This window comes from Christiangramia pacifica (genome assembly GCF_057221535.1).
Genome location: NZ_CM170146.1, coordinates 2178903 through 2200508 on the forward strand (window position 1 = coordinate 2178903; position 21606 = coordinate 2200508).

Here is a 21606-nt window from a genome sequence, read left to right on the forward strand (position 1 = left end):
TTTGGGTAGACTGAAAAAACCAATCTACAATTTCCGAATTGAAAATCTTCGGAAACCAACAACCTAAACTAATGAAAAGATTTTTTCTAATTCTACTTTGCCTGGGGCTGTTCTCATGTAAAGGCGATCAATCTCAGGATAATAACACGAATGAAACTTCTACTGATAGCCTGAATACAGAAGATTTAATTCCAGATGCTCTACAAAATTCAAAGCCGGTGATCCTTAATCTTGAGGAGGCCAACAAACTTGCCGAACTTCCTTTGAATTGTTTAAATACCGAATATCCAAATAAACTAGGACAGACTCTGGAGAACAAAGAGGCTATGGGTGAGCCACATGAATTGCATCCTGCGTTTTATGGGTGTTTTGACTGGCATTCATCTGTTCACGCTCATTGGTCTTTGGTAAGCTTATTGAAGCAATTTCCTGATGTGCAGAAAAATGAGGAAATCAGGGAAAAACTGAAAAACTCACTTACGGTAGAAAATATTCAGGCAGAAGTAGCCTATTTTAAAAGAGAACAAAGTGGTTCTTATGAAAGGACTTATGGCTGGGCCTGGCTATTAAAACTTGCTGAAGAATTAAAAACGTGGGATGATCCGCTTGGAGTAGAACTTTCTAAGAATCTTCAGCCTTTGACCGATGTTATCGTTCAAAAATACATGGAATTTTTACCTAAGTTAAATTATCCAGTACGAGTTGGAGAACATACTAATACCGCTTTTGGTCTTAGTTTCGCTTATGATTACGCTCAAACTGTTGAAAACACTGAATTTATTGAACTTATAAAAAAACGTGCCCAGGATTTCTATCTCAAGGATGATGATTGTCCTGTTACATGGGAACCGGGAGGCTATGATTTTCTTTCCCCGTGTCTTTCTGAAATTGATATCATGAGTAGAGTGTTGCCAAAAAATGCTTTTAGCATGTGGGTGGACGATTTCATGCCGCAATTGAAAAGTGAAGATTTTGAAATGGAAGTAGGAGAAGTGTCAGATCGCACAGATGGTAAGCTTGTACATCTTGATGGGCTTAATTTCAGCAGAGCCTGGGTTTTCTACAGACTGGCTAACAAATACCCTGAGAATTTCGGGCATCTTAAGATGATCGCAAACGAGCATGTTTCTTATTCCTTTCCAAATATATCCGGAGATGGTTACGAAGGTGGTCACTGGTTAGGAACTTTCGCTCTGTACGCACTTAAAGAATCTGGGAATACGCCTTAGTATTGAAGAACTTTATTAAAAATTTAGGTCCCGGCATCCTTGTATCGGCAGCATTCATTGGTCCGGGAACTGTGACTGTATGTAGTATCGCGGGAGTGAATTTCGGTTATTCCTTGCTTTGGGCACTATTTATTTCCGTTTTTGCCTGCATCGTATTGCAAGAAATGTCTGCGAGGCTAGGTTTAATTTCCGGAAAAGGTTTAAGTGATTGCATTAGGGATGAAATGAAGAATCCCCTTGTTCGGGTTTTTACACTTTTCCTGATCTTTTCTGCGATAGTAATTGGTAACGCTGCTTATGAAGCAGGTAATATTACCGGAGCAGTACTAGGTGTCGAAGCGGTATTTGAATCCAGAAGTTTGCAGTTAGGAGGTTTCAGTTTAAATATTTGGAGCCTGGTAATTGGTGGCATCGCCTTCTTTCTTTTGTTTCTGGGAAGTTATAAAAAACTTGAAAAGATCTTTATTGTATTGGTTCTCTTAATGAGCTTTGCATTCTTGTTGACTGCTTTTCTAACCAGGCCTGATTTAACAGAAATACTCAATGGATTTGTTCCTGGAAATTTCGATGATGGATTATTGACGATTATCGCTCTTGTAGGGACTACTGTTGTTCCTTACAATTTATTTCTCCATGCTTCCTTGGTAAGTGAGAAGTGGAATGGTGAGAAATATCTGGGCATGGTGCGAAGAGAACTTGTTTTTTCACTTGCCCTGGGAGGACTGGTCTCCATGGCCATCGTAGTTTGTGCGGCAGCCTCGAATATAGACTCTATTGAAGATGTAGGAGATTTGGCAACTGGACTTGAACCTTTATTTGGTAGTTCTGCCACTATTTTTCTGGCTATTGGTCTTTTGGCCGCTGGGATCACTTCTTCTATTACAGCTCCGCTAGCGGCTGCTTACGTAGTAAAAGGTTGTCTGGGCTGGAAAGGTGGAATGAATTCTCTTAAATTCAAGCTGGTGTGGATGGTCATTATAATTCTTGGTGTTTTCTTCTCTTCTTTAGGAGTAAAGCCTGTAGAAATCATTCAATTTGCACAGATTGCCAATGGTTTAGTGCTTCCAATCATCGCAATTTTCTTATTTTGGATAGTGAATCAGAAGGCAGTTTTAGGAAAATATAAGAACAGTTTACTGCAAAATATTATTGGTATCGCGGTGATTGCGCTGGCTGTTTTTCTGGGAGCAAAATCAATTTTTAATGTAATTCAGAATCTATAATGGAAAAGACGATACATATAAATTGTGATCTAGGCGAAGGCGGTAAATATGATGAAGAACTAATGCCTTACATTTCGGCTTGTAACATCGCCTGTGGAGGTCACGCCGGCAATCTGGAAACCATGCACCGAACTGTTCGTCTGGCTATGGAAAATAATGTTGAAATTGGAGCCCATCCTTCTTATCCAGACAGAGAAAACTTTGGAAGAAATCACCTGGAGATGTCTGAAGAAGATCTGCAATTATCCATTGAAGGGCAGGTTCTGAGTTTGATGCAAATTGCAGAATCTGAAGGTGGAAAACTTACGCATGTAAAGCTTCATGGAGCTCTGTATAACGATGCTGCCAGGGATGAAAAAATTGCCAGAATTGTGATTGAATGTCTCGAAAAATTAGAGTCGGATTTCAAACTTTTTGTACCTCTTAATTCCAAAATTTCCGAGTTGGGAATGGGTAAATTTCACCTCCTTTTTGAGGCTTTTGCAGACCGGAATTATAACCATGATTTCAGTCTTGTTTCGAGGTCTGAAAATGGTGCTTTGATCACTCAAAAAGAAGATGTTTTTAACCATGTTTTTTCAATCTATAATGACCAGAAAATAACTACAATTTCAGGTCAAGAAATTCACGCAAAAGCAGATACTTTTTGCCTGCATAGTGACACACCGTCTTCAGTTGAAATTTTAAAATATCTACACAAAAAATTTGCTCAGAACGGAGTAGAAGTAAAGAATACGTAATGCAAAATATTCCTAAAATATCACCCCTGGGAGACCGAGGGATTTTGATAGAATTTGAGTCTGATATCAATGAAAACGTTCTTCATAAAGTCCTGTTTTATAAAGAAAAAATAGAAAATTCAGAATTTAAACAAAGGGTTGAGGTGATTAATGCATATAACTCGATATTAGTAAGTTATCTATTCACTATAGAAAATGTCTATGGTGAAATTTCAGCCTTAAAAGAGTTATTTGTAGAGGCTAATATAACAAAAAACAGAAAATATAAAATCTATGAGTTACCAGTATGTTATGATACCGATTTCGGTCTGGATCTGGAATACATTTCGAAGCAAAAAAAAATGGAGTTAGCGGAAATTATTCAACTGCATACCGCTTCGTTTTACCAGGTTTATTTTATAGGTTTTTTACCCGGATTTTTATACCTCGGGGGGCTTGATGAAAGGCTTAAAATTCCACGAAAAAAAACACCTAGGAGATCGGTTACAAAAGGGGCTGTTGGCATTGGTGAAAATCAAACCGGAATCTACCCAAAAAACAGTCCTGGCGGATGGCAAATTTTAGGCAGTTGCCCGGTTGATTTATTTGATAAAAATGCTTCTCCTCCAAGTCCGTTTGTGGCGGGTGATAAAATTAAATTCAAATCGATTCCCAAAGCGGAATATTTTGAAATTGAAGAGCAGGTTTCAGAAGGAGAATATCAACTGAAAATTCTAGATAATGAAAGCTAAAATTGAAGTTTTGCAACCGGGATTATTTTCAACCATTCAAGATCTAGGACGCTTTGATTTTCAAAAATTCGGGGTGCCTCAAAGTGGAGTGATGGACAGATACGCAATGCGTATTTGTAATCTTATTTTAGGAAATGAACAGGATGCTTCGGTAATGGAAATTACCATGCAGGGTCCGCAGTTAAAATTTAAAGCAACTACCAAAATTTGTATTTCCGGGGCACATCTCTCTCCTGAATTGAATGGAGTTTCTGTAGATATGAATTCTATTATTGAAATATCAGAAGGTGATATTTTGAAATTTGGAGCCAGGAAAAACGGATTTAGAAGTTACCTCGGGATTTTCGGTGGTTTTAAAACCGAAACTCTTATGAATAGCAAAAGCTGGTATGAAGGTCTTACTCTGGAATTCCGTTTAAGCAAATCTTCAGAACTGTTTTATGAACCGGTTGAAGGTAAAAACGCAACTTCATTCTCTTCTTTAAAAATTGATTCAGATTATTTGAATTCCGAAGAAATTGAAGTATATCCGGGACCTGAATTTGAAAATTTAAACAGCACGCAAAAACAACAACTTTTTAATTCGATATTTAAAACGGATGAAAGTAGTAATAGGATGGCGGTACAGCTCAAAGAAAAACTACATAATGAGCTGGATTCTATAATCACAGCACCTGTAATACCGGGCACGGTTCAACTTACGCCATCAGGAAACATTATCATTTTAATGCGAGATTGTCAGACTACTGGTGGTTATCCTCGGATTTTACAACTTTCAGAAAAAGGAATTGAAACATTATCGCAAAAATTACCTGGAGATAAAGTTAGGTTTAAAAAGAAGGATTACCGGTAGAGGATGATGAATATGGGGAAATAAAAAAGTGCTATCTCGGTGAAAGCTATAGAAAAGACCCTACTCAGAACTATAACAAACCTAAACAACACTTTTTTGCCCCAAAACACTTTAGCTTTACTAAAATGACTAATACAAATATATCTGAAGATATCATTCTGTATAAGGGGAAAAATCCCCTTTTTGCACTATAAATGTGTGCTTTACGCTTTATATTCCTAATTTTGGCGGTTCTAACCAATCACTTATTCAAATATGGAAAAACCGCAAAAATGTATTTCGATCGAAAGAGCGAAAGAAATTCAGAAAGAATGGTGGGATACCCGTTTAGAAGTTACTACCAACGGAAAAAAGCATGAAGATACCTGTGAATTTCATTTCACGCTAGATGAACTACAGGAGTATCTGGATTACGTAAGAGAAAAATCTGAAGAAGCAAAGATTTCAAATCCAGGAATTAATATCTGGCTTGGAGCTTACAAAGAGAAAAAGAACAGGCCTAATCTTACTACTATTTTTCTTTCTGCCACCAAAAAGAAGGATGCTACAGAAGATGATGGGTCTGGTAAAGATTATGAAGAAAACATTGAAATTGAACCCTTTAATGAGAATGGTGGACTTTGGCCGCCCTTCGGCTATTAATTAATTAGACCTACTTAAGTGCTGGATTTTATTATTGACAATAAGCTCTACATCATCCCTATTTTTGAGTTTCTGGCGATGTGTATAGGCTTAAAATACTATTTTAAATTTCGTAATTCATTAAAAACAGAGATGAAGGTTTTTATTTTTTATCTCTGTTTTATATTTATAATCGATACCATCGGCCTATATCCTATCTGGGCCTTTTATGATCAATACGAAACCTTTCCATTTTTAAAAGACTCTCCATTTCATAGGAATTTCTGGCTTTATAATATTGTTAGAGTGATCAATTACCTGGTATTTGGGTATTTATTTTCAAGTCAGATTGAAAAACTCCAAAAATTTCACCTTAGAAAGATTTTGAATGGGATCCTGATCTTATTCGCGATCTATAGCTTGGTCTGTTATACTACTTTCGGTAATTTTCTATATGCAGAGGAATTTTCAGTAATATTATTTGGAACCATCATCGTTTTCTTTTGTCTTATTGCTTATTTCTTTGAAGTATTACTTTCAGACAGGATATTGATTCTTACTTCAGATGCTCTTTTCTATTTTGGAACAGCTGTATTGTTGTGGCAGTTATGTGTTGTACCATTAAAAATTTATACCTCTTATTTCAATAAAGAAAACCCAGAATTTATTAAGATGTATGGCAGCGCGTTGATGTACGCGAACATATTTCTCTATTCCATGTTCATCATTGGTTTTTATGTAGAAATGAAGTCTAGAATCAAGGCCAGGTCTACGGAAGTTAAGAATTAGGCATTTATCGGTTTCAATATTTTTTGTGTATAATTGCTTAACAACCACCATTAAAATATGCTCCAAAAGGAAGAGATCTTATTAATTGTCTATTTTATACTGGTAATTTTCTTCCTGGCTGCTTTTACCGTTCTATTCTTTATCACCTATCAAAGAAGAAAGAACAAATTACTACAGGAAAAGTATACCGCTGAGCAAAATTTTAAAAATGAACTTTCTAATGCGCGTATCGAGATTCAGGAAGCCACACTAAAGAATGTAAGTTGGGAATTACATGATAATATTGGTCAATTGCTTGCTGTGGCTAGCATGCAATTGAATATTCTTCAAAAAAAAATTCTGGATGAAAACCGTGGTAATTTCCATGAAGCTAAAAAAATGGTAGCAGACTCGCTGGCTGAAGTAAGAGCCCTTTCACGGTCTTTAAATACGGAGGTGATAGAACATGTTGGACTGGAAACTTCGGTGCGAAACGAATTAGAACGTTTTAATAGGCTAGGGGTGGTACAGGCTAAGTTTAAGGTGGAAGGTGAAAACTATGATTTAAAACATGAAGATAGTATTATCCTGTTTAGGATACTTCAGGAATATTTCTCCAATGTGATAAAATATGCAGGGGCATCTGTGTTGGAAATCAGTTTTAAATACCTTCCAGATCATCTGGAGATCCATGCATTCGAAGATGGGAAGGGTTTTGATCTTGATAATGTTGAAGCCGGTGCTGGATTGTTAAATATGCGCAGTCGTTCAAAGATGATCAATACCAATTTTGAACTGAATTCTTCTATTGGTAAAGGAACTTCGTTATCTTTACGATATCCAACCAAGACTAAATTAAATGAACAGGACGATAATAATCGTTGACGATCATAAACTTTTTGCGCAGTCACTTCAGATCCTGGTAAATTCTTTTGAAGGTTTCGAGGTTACCCATGTCTACAAAAATGGTGAAGAACTTTTGAATCATTTCAATGATGGAAATGCTTCTCCAGATCTCATTTTGTTAGATATGCGCATGCCCGTGATGGATGGGTTAGCCACAATGGAATGGTTAAAAGAAAATAAACCAGAGCAAAAGGTCCTCACTCTTACCGTGGACCAGGAAGATGAAAATATCATAAAAATGCTACGCTTTGGTTGTAGAGGATATCTTCTGAAGGATATAGATCCTGAAGAATTTGAGGATGCACTAAATGCCATAGACAGAACTGGTTATTATTCCAATCAAACAATTTCCGAAGCCTTAAGCCGGGAAGAACGTAAACAAAAATACGAGGAGCTAACCGGGAGAGAACTTGAATTTCTGGGTCATGCCTGTAGCGAGCTAACTTATAAGGCGATCGCTAACGAGATGAACCTTAGTCCCAAAACGGTGGAGAACTACCGTGAAAGTCTTTTTAATAAACTTCATGTGAAAAGCAGGGTTGGCCTGGTGATCTTCGCGATCAAAGAAGGTATCTGCGAAGTTTAAGAATACTTTAATTCAAATCTGTCTTTTTCAAATTCCTTAACTGCGTATTCTGCAGTATCTTCGTATTGTAAAAAAAAATAGATTGCCGTGATAGATTCCGCAAAAATTGAACTTAGAAATTTACAGGTTAAAGACTATGAAGAGCTCAAGATCTCCATGGTGAAAAGTTATCAGGCCATGCCTGATGAATATTGGAGCAAGGGAGAGATTAGAACATTGGTGAATAAATTTCCCGAAGGCCAGCTTTGTATTGTTATCGATAATCGAATCGCCGGTTGTGCCCTCTCCATCATAGTAGATTATGATAAATTTGATGATAATCATAATTATGATGAGATCATTGGCGGGGAAAATTTCTCTACGCACACTAAAAATGGAAATGTTCTTTATGGTATAGATGTTTTTATTCATCCTGAATTCCGCGGAATGCGTTTAGGAAGAAGATTATATGAGGCTCGAAAAGAACTTTGTGAACACCTTAATCTGAAATCGATCATTTTTGGAGGAAGAATTCCGAATTACTCAAAATATGCATCTGAGCTAACTCCTAAAAAATATATTGAAAAAGTGAAATTACAGGAGATCCATGATCCTGTATTGTCATTCCAGCTAAGTAACGATTTCCACGTTAAGAAAGTGATCAAGGGATATCTTTCCGGAGATCACGAGAGTAAAGAATATGCTACTCTAATGGAGTGGAATAATATTTATTATACCAAGCCGCAAAAACTGGTGAATACAACAAAAACTGTTGTAAGACTCGGACTCGTGCAATGGCAGATGCGACTATTTAAAGATTATGATGCATTAGTTTCCCAGATTGAATTCTTTGTGGATGCGGTGAGTAATTACCAAAGCGATTTTATTCTTTTTCCGGAATTGTTCAATGCGCCGCTCATGGCTCAATTCAATCATTTATCTGAACCTGAAGCAATACGCGGACTTTCTGATTATACCGAAAGATTATTAGAGACTTTCAGAGAATTTGCGATCAATTATAATATCAATATCATTACCGGAAGTATGCCGCTTCCTGTTGGTGAACATATGTATAATGTGGGCTATTTATGTCGAAGAGACGGTAGTTATGAACGCTATGAAAAGCTACATATTACTCCTGCTGAAGAAAGCGCTTGGGGAATGAAAGGTGGAAATAAACTGGAAACTTTTGATACAGATTGTGGAAAGATCGGAGTTCTTATTTGTTACGATGTAGAATTTCCGGAGGCTTCCAGGTTACTTGCCGAAGAGGGAATGAATATTCTCTTTGTACCATTCATGACCGATACTCAAAATGGTTATTCCAGGGTGAAGATCTGTGCACAGGCGAGGGCAGTAGAAAATGAGTGTTACGTAGCGATCGCAGGTTCTGTAGGTAATCTACCAAAAGTAGATAATATGGATATTCAGTATTCGCAAAGTGCTGTTCTAACACCTTCAGATTTTGCCTTTCCTGTAAACGGTATAAAAGCGGAAGCAACTCCAAATACAGAAAGCACCTTATTAGTGGATGTTGATCTTGATCTTTTGAAGGAGCTGCACAACTTTGGAAGCGTTCGAAATATGAAAGATAGAAGAAAAGATCTTTATTCTTTAAAGAAGAAAAAGTAGAATTAACAATTTGATAATGTGGTTAATAGATTATTTTTTTCTAATTTAGAATTATGATTACAGCAATTCAGAACATTATAACATCTATTCTTGACGTCATTTTCAATATTGAAGATCGACCCTAGAAAGATATTTGTTCCTTTCACTTATAAATTAAAGCCGTCTTTCAAGACGGCTTTTTTTATGCCTGGAATTTAAGATTTGTCGGAATCAGAATTATTAGCTATCGTAACTCGAAACTATTTAAATAACTGTAAATCAGTATTTTAAAAAAACATGGGCACGCTTGAAATTAATTCCATATCATAAATTCAGCCTGATTAGTATAGTTAACAAAGTATTTTTAAAACTTAAATGAAATTGAAGTCAGTTTAATGAACACCAAATATAGCAGCAAAATAACGCAAAGTGATTCGCAACCTGCTTCCCAGGCAATGCTTCACGCCATAGGATTAAGCAAAGAAGACCTTAAAAAACCATTTGTGGGAATTGGAAGTACCGGATATGAAGGGAATCCTTGTAATATGCATTTGAACGATCTAGCCAAAGAGGTGAAAAAGGGAACTCAAAATGCAGGTTTGAATGGTTTGATCTTTAATACTATTGGAGTTAGCGACGGAATTTCCATGGGAACCTCGGGAATGCGATTTTCACTGCCTTCCAGAGATCTTATCGCAGATTCGATGGAGACTGTGGTAGAAGGAATGTCTTATGACGGTTTAGTAACTGTGGTTGGTTGTGACAAGAATATGCCGGGTGCTTTGATGGCTATGTTCAGATTGAACAGGCCTTCAGTCCTCGTTTATGGGGGGACAATTGCTTCCGGTTGCCATAATGGTAAAAAACTGGATGTTGTTTCCGCTTTTGAAGCCTGGGGAGCTAAAGTCTCCGGGGAAATGCAGGAGGAGGAATATCAGCAGGTGATTGAGAAAGCCTGTCCCGGAGCCGGAGCCTGTGGAGGTATGTACACCGCTAATACGATGGCTTCCGCAATTGAAGCATTGGGAATGAGTTTGCCTTTCAATAGTTCCAATCCTGCCACAGGATCTGAGAAAACCCATGAAAGCGTGAAGGCTGGAGAAGCAATGCAATACCTTCTGGAAAAAGATCTGAAACCAAAAGATATCGTTACGGCAAAATCACTGGAGAATGCGATCAGGTTATTGACGGTACTGGGAGGTTCAACCAATGCAGTGCTTCATTTTCTCGCGATCGCAAAAGCGGCAGAGATTAATTTTGGATTGAAAGATTTTGAAAGGATATGCGAGGAAACTCCATTCCTGGCAGATCTAAAGCCTAGCGGAAAATATTTAATGGAAGATATTCACAGGATTGGTGGAATACCGGCTGTGATGAAATATATGCTTGAAAAAGGATTACTTCATGGCGAATGTATGACCGTTACCGGAAAAACCATTGCCGAAAACCTGGAGAGCGTAAAAGCCTTACCAGACGATCAGGATGTGATACATCCTGTTGAAAAACCTATCAAAGCCACCGGTCACATCAGAATTCTATACGGAAATCTGGCTTCTGAAGGTTCCGTAGCAAAAATTACGGGTAAGGAAGGTTTGGAGTTCAAGGGGAAGGCGAAAGTTTTCAATGGAGAATTTGAAGCTAACGAAGGTATTTCCTCCGGAAAGGTTCAAAAAGGAGACGTGGTCGTGATTCGCTATGAAGGTCCTAAAGGAGGACCAGGTATGCCTGAAATGCTCAAACCAACTTCTGCAATAATGGGTGCCGGACTTGGAAAAGAAGTCGCACTGATCACAGACGGAAGATTTTCCGGTGGTACGCATGGTTTTGTAGTGGGCCATATAACCCCTGAAGCACAGGAAGGCGGACTAATCGGACTATTGGAAGATGGTGATGAAATCAGTATAAATGCAGAAACTAATAGAATTGAAGCTCATTTGAGCGATGAGGAAATTGAGAAAAGAAGAAAAGCCTGGAAAGCACCTGCTTTTAAGGTAAAAGGAGGAGTACTCTATAAATACGCAAAAATGGTAGCATCGGCTTCAGAGGGCTGTGTTACAGATGAATTTTAATACGGTGAATTATGCAGGTTAAGACAGCAAGTTTCGAAAAGGTAAGCACAAAAGACACCTTGACTGTTTCGGGAGCCGAAGCGGTGATTAAGTGTTTGCTTGAAGAAGGTGTGGAAACTATTTATGGTTATCCCGGAGGGGCGATCATGCCCGTCTATGATGAACTCTATAAATATCAGAAAGAAATTCACCACGTCCTTACCAGGCATGAGCAGGGAGCTACACACGCCGCCCAGGGATATGCAAGAGTTTCAGGAAAAGTTGGTGTGGCTGTCGCAACATCTGGTCCCGGTGCAACAAATCTTGTCACCGGAATTGCAGATGCACAAATAGACTCAACACCTATGGTTTGTATTACCGGGCAAGTTGGCTCGCATTTGCTAGGTAGTGACGCTTTCCAGGAAACTGATATTGTGGGGATCTCCACTCCGGTTACCAAATGGAATTACCAGATCACCAAAGCCGAAGAAATTCCTGAAGTGATGGCGAAAGCATTTTATATAGCAAAATCGGGAAGGCCAGGACCGGTCTTAATCGATATTACTAAAGATGCCCAGTTCGCTTCTTTAGAATTCAGTTATAAAAAATGTTCTGGAATCAGGAGTTATAAACCTATTCCGGAACTAAATCTTCTGGAAGTGGAGCGAGCTGCAGATGTCATCAATAAAGCTAAAAAACCATTGATCGTTTGGGGACAGGGAGTGATTTTAGGTGGTGCCGAAGATCTTTTTAAACAGGTGGTTGAAAAATCTGGAATTCCGGCAGCATGGACAATTTTAGGACTTTCTGCACTAGCAACAGATCATCCGTTGAATGTGGGAATGGTTGGAATGCATGGAAATTATGCCCCAAATATGCTCACTAATGAATGCGATGTCCTGATCGCCATCGGGATGAGATTTGATGATCGGGTGACCGGAAATCTTGAAAAATATGCCAAACAGGCGAAAGTGATCCATTTTGAAATAGATCCTGCCGAAGTAAATAAGAATGTAAAAGCAGATTACCCTGTTCTGGGAGATGTAAAGGAAAGTCTTAAGGCATTACTTGAATTATTAGAGCCAAATTCTCACGAGGAATGGCATCAAAAATTCAAGGACATGTATAAAACCGAATACGAAAAAGTCATTAAAGGTAATCTTGACATCACTAAAAAGGACCTTGGAATGGCTGAAGTGATCCAACAGATCAATAAGCAGTCTAATGGTGATGCGATCATCGTTTCAGATGTTGGACAGCATCAGATGGCAGCTTGCCGCTATGCAAAGTTTAATAGTACACGAGGTAACGTAACTTCCGGCGGACTTGGAACTATGGGATTTGCATTACCTGCAGCTATTGGAGCCAAAATGGCCAAACCAGAAAGAGATGTGGTCGCGGTGATTGGTGACGGTGGTTACCAGATGACGATTCAGGAACTAGGAACGATTTTTCAAACCAAAGTTCCGGTGAAAATTGTGCTTTTGAACAATGGATTCTTGGGCATGGTAAGACAATGGCAACAATTGTTCTTCGATAAGCGGTATGCTTCCACCACGATGATCAATCCTGATTTTATCACAATTGCCAAGGGATACCATATTGAAGCAAAACAGGTGACTGAGAGGTCGCAATTAAAAGATGCCGTAAAGGAAATGATGGAATCTGATGAAGCGTATTTCCTTGAAGTGAAAGTTGAACAGGAAGAAAATGTGTTTCCTATGATCCCAACGGGAGCAGCAGTTTCAGATATATTATTAGAGTAATGGAAAAGAAGAATTATACCGTATCGATATACACCGAAAATAATCTTGGTCTATTATCCAGGATCGCGGCAATTTTCCTGAAGAGGCACATCAATATTGAAAGTATTACAGCTTCTCCTAGTGAGGTGACAGAAGTAATGCGTTTTATAATTATTGTGAATGTCACCGAAGAACAGATTAAAAAGATCGTTGGCCAGATCGAAAAACAGATCGAAGTGATCAAAGCTTTTTATCATACCGATGCTGAAACAATTTATCAGGAAACAGCACTATACAAGATCAAATCTGAAGATTTTCTGGATGATCATAATATTCAGGATTTTATAAAGGAAACTAATGCAAGAATAGTGACGGTTACCAAAGAGTTTTTCGTGATCGAAAAGACCGGGAAAAGAACTGAAGTAGACGCGCTTTATGAAACATTAAAACCTTACGGATTGATGCAATTTGTGAGATCTGGAACTATTGCAGTTACCAAGAACGAAATGCCGATATCAGGAATACTAGAAAAATTTAATACAACAAATTCATTATCATGACCAATTATTTTAACAGCCTTTCTACAAGTGAAAAACTAGCTCAATTAGGGACTTGCCGTTTCATGGAGCTGGAAGAGTTTGACAACGGAGTAGATGCTTTAAGAGATAAAAAAATAGTGATCGTAGGTTGTGGTGCACAGGGACTCAACCAGGGATTAAACATGCGCGATAGCGGATTAGATATTTCTTACGCTTTAAGAGAAGGCGCGATAAAAGAAAAACGCCAGTCATGGAAAAATGCCACGGAAAATGATTTTAAGGTTGGTACTTATGAAGAATTGATTCCAGAAGCAGATCTGGTGATCAATCTTACACCAGACAAGCAGCATACACCGGTGATACAGGCTATCCAACCGCACATAAAGAAGAATGCTGTTCTTTCCTACTCTCACGGTTTCAATATGGTGGAAGAAGGCATGAAGATTCGTGAAGACATTACGGTTATTATGGTGGCTCCTAAATGCCCGGGTTCTGAAGTTCGTGAAGAATATAAACGTGGATTCGGTGTGCCGACTTTGATTGCAGTGCATCCCGATAATGATCCGCATGGAATTGGCCTAGAATGGGCCAAAGCTTATGCTTACGCTACAGGTGGCCACAGAGCAGGAGTTTTGGAATCGTCTTTTGTAGCTGAAGTGAAATCTGACCTGATGGGAGAGCAAACCATTCTTTGCGGAGTTCTTCAAACTGGTTCAATTTTGACTTTCAATAAGATGGTTGCTGAGGGAGTAGATCCAAACTATGCGGCAAAACTAATTCAGTATGGATGGGAAACAATTACTGAAGCCTTAAAGCATGGCGGAATCACTCAAATGATGGATCGTCTTTCAGATGCAGCAAAATTGAGAGCCTATGATATTTCTGAAGATCTTAAGAAAACAATGCGTCCATTATTTCAGAAGCATATGGATGATATAATTTCCGGAGAATTCAGTAGCCGAATGATGAAAGACTGGGCGAATGACGATAAAGAATTGCATACATGGAGAGCTGAAACTGAGAATACGGCATTTGAAAAAACCGAAGCGACTTCAGAAGAGATCTCAGAACAGGAATATTTTGATAAGGGAGTCTTGCTCGTCGCTTTTGTAAAGTCGGGAGTTGAGCTGGCCTTTGAAACTATGGTCGATGCAGGGATCATTGAAGAATCGGCTTATTATGAATCACTTCATGAAACTCCACTTATTGCCAACACGATCGCCAGGAAAAAACTTTATGAAATGAATAGAGTGATCTCTGATACTGCGGAATATGGTTGTTACCTTTTTGATCATGCCGCGAAACCGCTTATAAAGGATTATATAAATTCCCTGGAACCTGAGGTTGCAGGAAAAACATTTGAAGGAGGTGAAGTTGATGCGCAGAAATTGCAAAAAGTGAATTCAGAAATAAAAAATCATCCTGTTGAGGAGGTCGGTGCAAAACTAAGAACTGCGATGACCGCAATGAAGAAAATATACGCGTAATGGATACTTTGCTGGAAAAAGATAAAGTATATAAACCAAGTCACGAAGCAGTTAAACAGGCGGCTGAAAGGATTTCTAAAGTGGTTCTCAAGACACCTTTGGCTGAATCTTTTACGTATTCTAAAAGATACCAGGCGAATGTGATGCTGAAAAGAGAAGACCTGCAGCAGGTAAGATCTTATAAGATTCGTGGGGCGTATAACAAAATTTCCAGCCTGTCTGAGGAGCAGCTAAATAAAGGTGTGATTTGTGCCAGTGCAGGAAATCATGCTCAGGGAGTCGCCTTCGCCTGTAATAAGCTGAAAGTAAAGGGTGTGATTTATATGCCCGGAACCACGCCTAGGCAAAAAGTGGAACAAACCCAGATGTTTGGCGGAAAATGGGTTGAAGTAGTTCTTAAGGGTGATACCTATGATGATTCTTTTAAAAGTGCCATGAAGCACATGGAAACGCATGGTCTGGTATTTATTCATCCTTTTGATGATGAAAAAGTAATAGAAGGCCAGGCGACTATCGCTTTGGAAATCCTTGAGCAGGCAGAAGAGCCTATAGATTATATTTTTGCACCTCTTGGAGGTGGCGGACTTCTTGCCGGAATTTCATCTATGTTTAAAAACCTGTCCCCGAATACAAAAATTATTGGTGTAGAGCCGGAAGGTGCACCATCCATGAAAACTTCCTTGAATGAAGGCAGGGTGGTAGAACTGGCAAATATAGAACGCTTTGTTGATGGTGCTTCTGTACAGAAGGTAGGCGCTCGTAATTTTGCCATTTGTCAACAGAATCTTGATGAGATGATCACCATTCCTGAAGGGAAGATTTGCCAGACTATTCTTGATCTTTATAATCAGGATGCTATTGTCGTAGAGCCTGCGGGAGCTATGGCATTATCTGCACTTGATTTGTATGCAGATAAAATTAAAGGTAAGAACGTGGTGTGTATCGTTAGCGGAAGTAATAATGACATCACCAGAACTGCCGAAATTAAGGAGAGAGCGATGCTTTATGCGGGTCTTAAGCATTATTTCGTAGTTAGTTTTCCGCAAAGAGCCGGAGCATTGAAAGAATTTGTAGCGAAAGTGCTGGGACCTAATGATGATATTACCCATTTTGAATATTCAAAAAAACATCATCGTGAAAACGGGCCTGCGGTTGTGGGGATCGAATTGAAAGATCCGAAGGATTTTGGACCATTAGTGGATAGGATGAAAAAGAAGAATTTTTACGGAGAATATTTAAATGATAATCCGAATTTATTTCAATTTTTAATCTAGTAAATACTTGTGAATTAAATTTTTGTATACATTTGTATCATGATTTCGATCAAACAAATAATATTACCCCGTATGAATTTCAGGCCCCGCCGCTTCTAGGCAGTGACCCCTGAACTCTTTTCTTTTAATATTATTTGATTTTTTTACCACTTTGAAACACATAAACAGCATAGCATTTAAACTTTATATCAGCACATTTACTGATATTTCTCCTATGCACCGCCGTTTTCCCCGTCGCACGTAAGTGCGTCTATATTTTTATGGAACTTAGGTGAGTCCGGTTCCGCCCTCGAAAACCCAGATCAAAACATATTTTTCAACATAAATCTTTAGCAGATGAAAATTCTCATTGCTAATAAATCTCATGCTTCATACGCTGAGATCATTTGTACTACTATCGAAGAATCGGCAAAGGTTCGTGGCACTGGTATTGCGCGCAGAACCCCTGAATATATCATCAATAAGATGGAAAAAGGGAATGCTGTGATCGCGTTAGACAACGATAAGTTTGCCGGTTTTTGTTATATAGAAACCTGGAGTCACGATAAATATGTGGCAAATTCAGGGCTTATAGTGCATCCTGAATATAGAAACCATGGTCTCGCTAAGGAGATCAAAAAAGTGATTTTTGAGCATTCCAGAACTAAATATCCTGAGGCCAAAATTTTCGGCATCACTACCGGATTGGCAGTTATGAAGATAAATTATGAGTTAGGATACCAGCCCGTTACGTTTTCTGAACTTACCGATGATGAGACCTTTTGGAAAGGTTGCCAAACGTGTAAGAATTATGATATTCTAACCAGGACCGAGAGAAAAATGTGTCTTTGTACAGGCATGCTATACGATCCTGAAAAGAAAAAGGAAACGAAGAAAATCGAAAAGCCGAAGAGCAATTTCAATGACAAGGCATTTCAAAGATTGAAAAACATTAAGCAAACGCTTTTCTATAAAAAGGAAAAGCTTGAAAAATAAACAATTTGTCAGGCTGAATTTATTTCAGCTTCTCAAAAGATCCTGAACCAGGTTCAGGATAAATAATTAGGTTAAGAATTTAAAATGAAAAAAGTAGTCATAGCATATAGCGGAGGATTAGATACTTCCTACTGCGCGAAATATTTATCTGAAGAAGAAGGTTTTGAAGTTCATGCCGTAAGCGTGAATACTGGTGGTTTTTCTGAAGAAGAAATTAAGAAGATTGGCGATAATGCAAAGAAAATTGGAGCTTCCAGTTATCAGAATATCGATGCGGTTTCTTCATTCTATCAGAAAGTGGTGAAGTATCTCATCTTCGGGAATGTTCTGAAAAATGATACTTACCCTTTATCTGTTAGTGCCGAAAGAATTATTCAGGCTATCGAGATAGTAAATTATGCGAAGAAAATTGGAGCAGGTTATATCGCGCATGGAAGTACCGGAGCGGGAAACGACCAGGTTAGATTTGATATGATCTTCCAGATCATCGCACCTGAGATCAGCATCATTACTCCTATAAGGGATAAGCAGCTAAGCAGGCAGGAAGAAATTGAATATTTGAAGAGTAAAGGTGTTGAAATGAACTGGGAAAAGGCCAAATATTCGGTAAATAAAGGACTTTGGGGAACCAGTGTGGGAGGTGCAGAAACGCTGACTTCTGAAAAAGCTCTTCCGGAGGAAGCATATCCTTCACAATTGATCGAGAAAGAACCAAAGCAAATCAAGCTGAGTTTTAATATGGGAGAATTATCTGCCATAAACGGCCAAAAAAATTCTCCGGAAAAGAATATTGAAATTCTGGAAAAGATTGCTTCAAAATATGCCATTGGAAGGGATATTCATGTTGGAGACACAATTATCGGAATTAAAGGTAGAGTAGGTTTTGAAGCTGCTGCTGCCTTGATCACAATCAAAGCCCATCATTTACTGGAAAAGCATACGCTTAGCAAATGGCAGCTTCAGCATAAAGATTATACTTCAAATTGGTACGGAATGCATTTGCATGAAGGCTTATATCTAGATCCGGTAATGCGTGATTTTGAAGCACTGCTGGAAAGCTCTCAGGCTAAAGTAACGGGCGATGTTTTCGTGACTTTACAACCCTATAAATTCTCATTGGACGGAATTAATTCTCCAAACGACCTTATGAACAGCAGTTTTGGAAATTATGGAGAAGAAAATAAAGCCTGGACTGCCGAAGATGCTAAAGGATTTATTAAGATTCTTTCAAATTCAGGAAAGATCTATCAACACGTAAACAAAGATTCATGATCAAAGTTGGAATTATAGGAGGAGCGGGTTACACCGCGGGAGAATTGATCAGGATTCTGCTCAATCATCCTGAGGTAGAATTGGATTTTGTTTTTAGTACCTCTCAACCAGGAAAACCGGTTAACAATATTCATCAGGACCTTATTGGCGATTCTCAAATTCAATTTACTGATGAGGTCAACTCTGGCGTGGACGTGGTTTTTCTATGTCTTGGTCATGGAAATTCAAAAAAGTTTCTTTCTGAAAATCAATTTTCGAAAAATACAAAGATCCTAGATCTGAGCACCGATTTCAGGCAGAAATCTAAAGAGCATTCCTTTGTTTATGGCCTTCCGGAATTGAATAAGGATGAGATAAAGTCGGCTGATTTTATTGCCAATCCTGGTTGTTTTGCCACTGCCATCACTCTGGCGATTCTTCCCTTGGCTAAAAACGGACTTTTAAAAGATGATGTTCATGTTAATGCGGTTACCGGAGCAACAGGAGCGGGAACATCACTTTCAGAAACTACCCATTTTACCTGGAGAGATAATAATTTTTCAGCTTATAAATCTTTTGAACATCAGCATTTAGATGAAATAAAGCAGAGTCTAAAGCAATTTCAACCTGATCATGAGGCTGAGATTAATTTTATCCCGAATAGGGGAAATTTTTCCAGGGGAATTCACGCCACAGCCTATACTCATTTTAATGGAGAGCTTTCAGAAGCGAAAAAGATGTACGATGAATTTTATCAAGATTCGGCCTTCACATTTGTAACCGATAAAGAACTGCATTTAAAGCAAATTGTAAATACAAATAAGTGTTTGTTGAGACTTCAGAAGTTTGGAAATAAGTTGTTGATCACCAGTGTGATCGATAATTTACTGAAAGGTGCCTCGGGCCAGGCTGTTCAAAATATGAATCTGATGTTTGGATTTGATGAAAAAAAGGGGCTGAACTTAAAAGGAAGTTATTTTTAATAGTGGTCACCCTGAAGTTATTTTAGAATTTCAAAGAATCTGAAACATTTTTAGCTTGATTTTATAAAAAGAATATCGATATGAAAATTGCAATTATTGGTGCCGGAAATCTTGGAGTCTCCATCGCGAAAGGCCTTATTTTTAGTAACGCGTTTACAACGCTTTACCTTTCAAAAAGAAAGACGGATGATATTCAGGAGTTTTCTGAATATTCAAAAGTCACGGTGACTTCAGATAATTTGGAACTGGTAAGGAATTCAGATATTTTGATCTTTTCGGTTCAGCCTACTCAATTTGAAAATATCCTGAAGGAGATCAAAGATGAACTAACAGATAAACATGTTTTGATCTCCACAGTAACCGGGTTTAAAATTCCGCGTATCGAAAGTATTGTAGGAGAGGAGCATTTTATTATTAGATCGATGCCTAATACTGCAATAGCCGTTGGAAAATCGATGACCTGTTTGTGCAGTAATGAAAAAGGGCAGAAAAGAATTGCCATTGCAGAAGCCATTTTTAACCGGTTGGGAACAAGTATCATCATTCCTGAAAACAAGATGCAGGCCGCCACGGTGATTTGTGCCAGTGGAGTTGCATTCTGGATGCGTTTGATACGAGCAACTACCCAGGGAGCTGTACAACTTGGTTTTGACGCGAAAGATGCTCAGGAACTCTCTATGCAAACCTGTTTAGGGGCTGCAAGCTTATTGATCCAGTCGGGAAAGCATCCGGAAGAGGAGATCGATAAAGTAACTACTCCACGTGGCTGTACTATCGAAGGTCTTAATGAAATGGAGCATAACGGACTCAGTTCTTCGCTAATCAAAGGAATTCAGGCTTCATTCAAAAAAATCAACACGATCTCAGAAAAATAAAAAATGGAATTATTTGACGTTTATCCACTATACGATATCACTCCGGTAAAAGGGCAGGGTTGCTACGTTTTTGACGAATCCGGAAAAAAATACCTGGATCTTTATGGCGGGCATGCTGTGATTTCGGTTGGACATGCGCATTCAGAATATGTAAAAGCTATTCAGGAACAGGCAGCCAAGCTGGGATTTTATTCAAACTCAATTAAAAATCCGCTACAACAGGAACTTGCTGATAAGCTGGAAAAAGTTTCCGGAGTTAAGGATTACAGTCTTTTTCTCTGCAGTTCTGGTGCTGAAGCTAATGAGAATGCCCTTAAAGTTGCTTCGTTTCATACCGGCAAAGACAGGATCATATATTTTGAAAATGCTTTCCACGGAAGAACATCCGGGGTTGTTGCTATTACCGATAATGAATCTATAAAGGCTCCTTTTAATCTTGGTCATAAAGCAACGAAACTTTCTTTTGATGATATTGACTCATTAAAAGCAGAACTTGAAAAAGGAGATGTGGCCGCAGTTATTTTTGAAGTGATCCAGGGAGTTGGAGGATTAGATGAAGCCGAATCAAAATTTTACCAATCGGCGGCGGAATTATGTAAAAAAAATCAGGTAATGCTAATTGCTGATGAGGTGCAGTCTGGTTATGGCAGAACCGGAAATTTCTTCGCCTTTCAGAAACATGAAATCCGGCCCGATATAATTTCGATGGCGAAAGGAATGGGGAATGGCTTTCCAATTGGAGGAATTCTGATCGATGATAATATTCAATCGAAATACGGAATGCTGGGAACTACCTTTGGTGGAAATCACCTTGCCTGTGCCGCGGGAATATCGGTGCTGGATATTATTCAGCAGGAACAATTAATGGAAAATGCTAACCAGGTTTCAGAATTTGTAAATGAAGAAGCGGCTAAAATTCCGGAGATAAAGAAAATTAAAGGAAGAGGTTTAATGATCGGCCTGGAATTCGATTTTGAGATCGCGGTACTTCGAAAGGAGCTATTGTTTGAACATCAAATATTTACAGGTGCGTCTTCGAATAAAAAGCTTCTTAGAATTCTGCCTCCTTTAAATATTGAAATTGAACATTTTAGAAGTTTTTTTAGAGCACTTAAAGTAGTCTTGAAAAAACAAAATAAAAATTTTCCTACGTCAAGCTGAACTTGTTTCAGCTTCTCCTAG

The 21606-nt window shown here is 38.5% G+C and carries 20 protein-coding genes; all 20 read left to right on the forward strand.

Going from position 1 to position 21606, the window contains the following annotated elements; genetic code table 11:
- Positions 1-71: 71 nt before the first annotated feature.
- The 20 genes from AC2S94_RS10135 (at position 72) to AC2S94_RS10230 (ending at position 21585) form a co-directional block, all read left to right on the forward strand.
- The gene (locus tag AC2S94_RS10135; protein ID WP_484628486.1) at positions 72-1229 is read left to right on the forward strand and encodes a DUF2891 domain-containing protein; all 1158 of its coding nucleotides are present in this window, start codon (positions 72-74) and stop codon (positions 1227-1229) included.
- 2 nt (positions 1230-1231) lie between these two features.
- The gene (locus AC2S94_RS10140; RefSeq protein WP_484628487.1) at positions 1232-2452 is read left to right on the forward strand and encodes an Nramp family divalent metal transporter; all 1221 of its coding nucleotides are present in this window, start codon (positions 1232-1234) and stop codon (positions 2450-2452) included.
- Positions 2452-3192, forward strand: coding sequence for a 5-oxoprolinase subunit PxpA (gene pxpA, locus AC2S94_RS10145; protein WP_484628488.1), 741 nt, complete (start codon positions 2452-2454; stop codon positions 3190-3192). Before AC2S94_RS10140 ends, pxpA begins: the two co-directional genes overlap by 1 nt.
- A complete protein-coding gene (gene pxpB / locus AC2S94_RS10150) occupies positions 3192-3923 on the forward strand; it encodes a 5-oxoprolinase subunit PxpB (protein ID WP_484628489.1) in 732 nt (243 codons plus the stop codon). Before pxpA ends, pxpB begins: the two co-directional genes overlap by 1 nt.
- The gene (locus tag AC2S94_RS10155; RefSeq protein WP_484628490.1) at positions 3913-4776 is read left to right on the forward strand and encodes a 5-oxoprolinase subunit C family protein; all 864 of its coding nucleotides are present in this window, start codon (positions 3913-3915) and stop codon (positions 4774-4776) included. The genes pxpB and AC2S94_RS10155 overlap by 11 nt, the downstream gene beginning before the upstream one ends.
- A 255-nt stretch (positions 4777-5031) precedes the next feature.
- Positions 5032-5418, forward strand: coding sequence for a hypothetical protein (locus AC2S94_RS10160; protein WP_484628491.1), 387 nt, complete (start codon positions 5032-5034; stop codon positions 5416-5418).
- 132 nt (positions 5419-5550) lie between these two features.
- Positions 5551-6186 carry a hypothetical protein gene (locus tag AC2S94_RS10165; RefSeq protein WP_484628492.1) on the forward strand — a complete coding sequence of 212 codons (636 nt, stop codon included), beginning with the start codon at positions 5551-5553 and terminating at the stop codon, positions 6184-6186.
- 57 nt (positions 6187-6243) lie between these two features.
- A complete protein-coding gene (locus tag AC2S94_RS10170) occupies positions 6244-7050 on the forward strand; it encodes a sensor histidine kinase (protein ID WP_484628493.1) in 807 nt (268 codons plus the stop codon).
- Positions 7025-7657, forward strand: a complete 633-nt coding sequence (locus AC2S94_RS10175) for a response regulator (protein ID WP_484628494.1) — start codon at positions 7025-7027, stop codon at positions 7655-7657. Before AC2S94_RS10170 ends, AC2S94_RS10175 begins: the two co-directional genes overlap by 26 nt.
- Positions 7658-7744: 87 nt before the next feature.
- The gene (locus AC2S94_RS10180) at positions 7745-9268 is read left to right on the forward strand and encodes a GNAT family N-acetyltransferase (RefSeq protein ID WP_484628495.1); all 1524 of its coding nucleotides are present in this window, start codon (positions 7745-7747) and stop codon (positions 9266-9268) included.
- Between the two features lie 374 nt (positions 9269-9642).
- The gene (ilvD, locus tag AC2S94_RS10185) at positions 9643-11316 is read left to right on the forward strand and encodes a dihydroxy-acid dehydratase (protein WP_484628496.1); all 1674 of its coding nucleotides are present in this window, start codon (positions 9643-9645) and stop codon (positions 11314-11316) included.
- Between the two features lie 11 nt (positions 11317-11327).
- Entirely contained in the window at positions 11328-13061 is a 1734-nt protein-coding gene (gene ilvB, locus AC2S94_RS10190; protein WP_484628497.1) for a biosynthetic-type acetolactate synthase large subunit, read from the forward strand.
- Positions 13061-13600, forward strand: coding sequence for an acetolactate synthase small subunit (gene ilvN, locus AC2S94_RS10195; protein ID WP_484628498.1), 540 nt, complete (start codon positions 13061-13063; stop codon positions 13598-13600). Before ilvB ends, ilvN begins: the two co-directional genes overlap by 1 nt.
- The gene (gene ilvC / locus AC2S94_RS10200; protein WP_484628499.1) at positions 13597-15066 is read left to right on the forward strand and encodes a ketol-acid reductoisomerase; all 1470 of its coding nucleotides are present in this window, start codon (positions 13597-13599) and stop codon (positions 15064-15066) included. The genes ilvN and ilvC overlap by 4 nt, the downstream gene beginning before the upstream one ends.
- On the forward strand, positions 15066-16340 hold the full coding sequence (gene ilvA / locus AC2S94_RS10205) for a threonine ammonia-lyase IlvA (protein WP_484628500.1): 1275 nt from the start codon (positions 15066-15068) through the stop codon (positions 16338-16340). The genes ilvC and ilvA overlap by 1 nt, the downstream gene beginning before the upstream one ends.
- 336 nt (positions 16341-16676) lie before the next feature.
- Entirely contained in the window at positions 16677-17315 is a 639-nt protein-coding gene (locus tag AC2S94_RS10210; RefSeq protein ID WP_484628501.1) for a GNAT family N-acetyltransferase, read from the forward strand.
- Positions 17316-17399: 84 nt separating this feature from the next.
- Entirely contained in the window at positions 17400-18587 is a 1188-nt protein-coding gene (locus AC2S94_RS10215) for an argininosuccinate synthase (RefSeq protein ID WP_484628502.1), read from the forward strand.
- Positions 18584-19549: an N-acetyl-gamma-glutamyl-phosphate reductase gene (gene argC, locus AC2S94_RS10220; RefSeq protein WP_484628503.1), complete on the forward strand. Its 966-nt coding sequence runs from the start codon at positions 18584-18586 to the stop codon at positions 19547-19549. The genes AC2S94_RS10215 and argC overlap by 4 nt, the downstream gene beginning before the upstream one ends.
- 80 nt (positions 19550-19629) lie before the next feature.
- Entirely contained in the window at positions 19630-20424 is a 795-nt protein-coding gene (gene proC / locus AC2S94_RS10225; protein ID WP_484628504.1) for a pyrroline-5-carboxylate reductase, read from the forward strand.
- Between the two features lie 3 nt (positions 20425-20427).
- Positions 20428-21585: an aspartate aminotransferase family protein gene (locus AC2S94_RS10230; protein WP_484628505.1), complete on the forward strand. Its 1158-nt coding sequence runs from the start codon at positions 20428-20430 to the stop codon at positions 21583-21585.
- Positions 21586-21606: the final 21 nt, after the last annotated feature.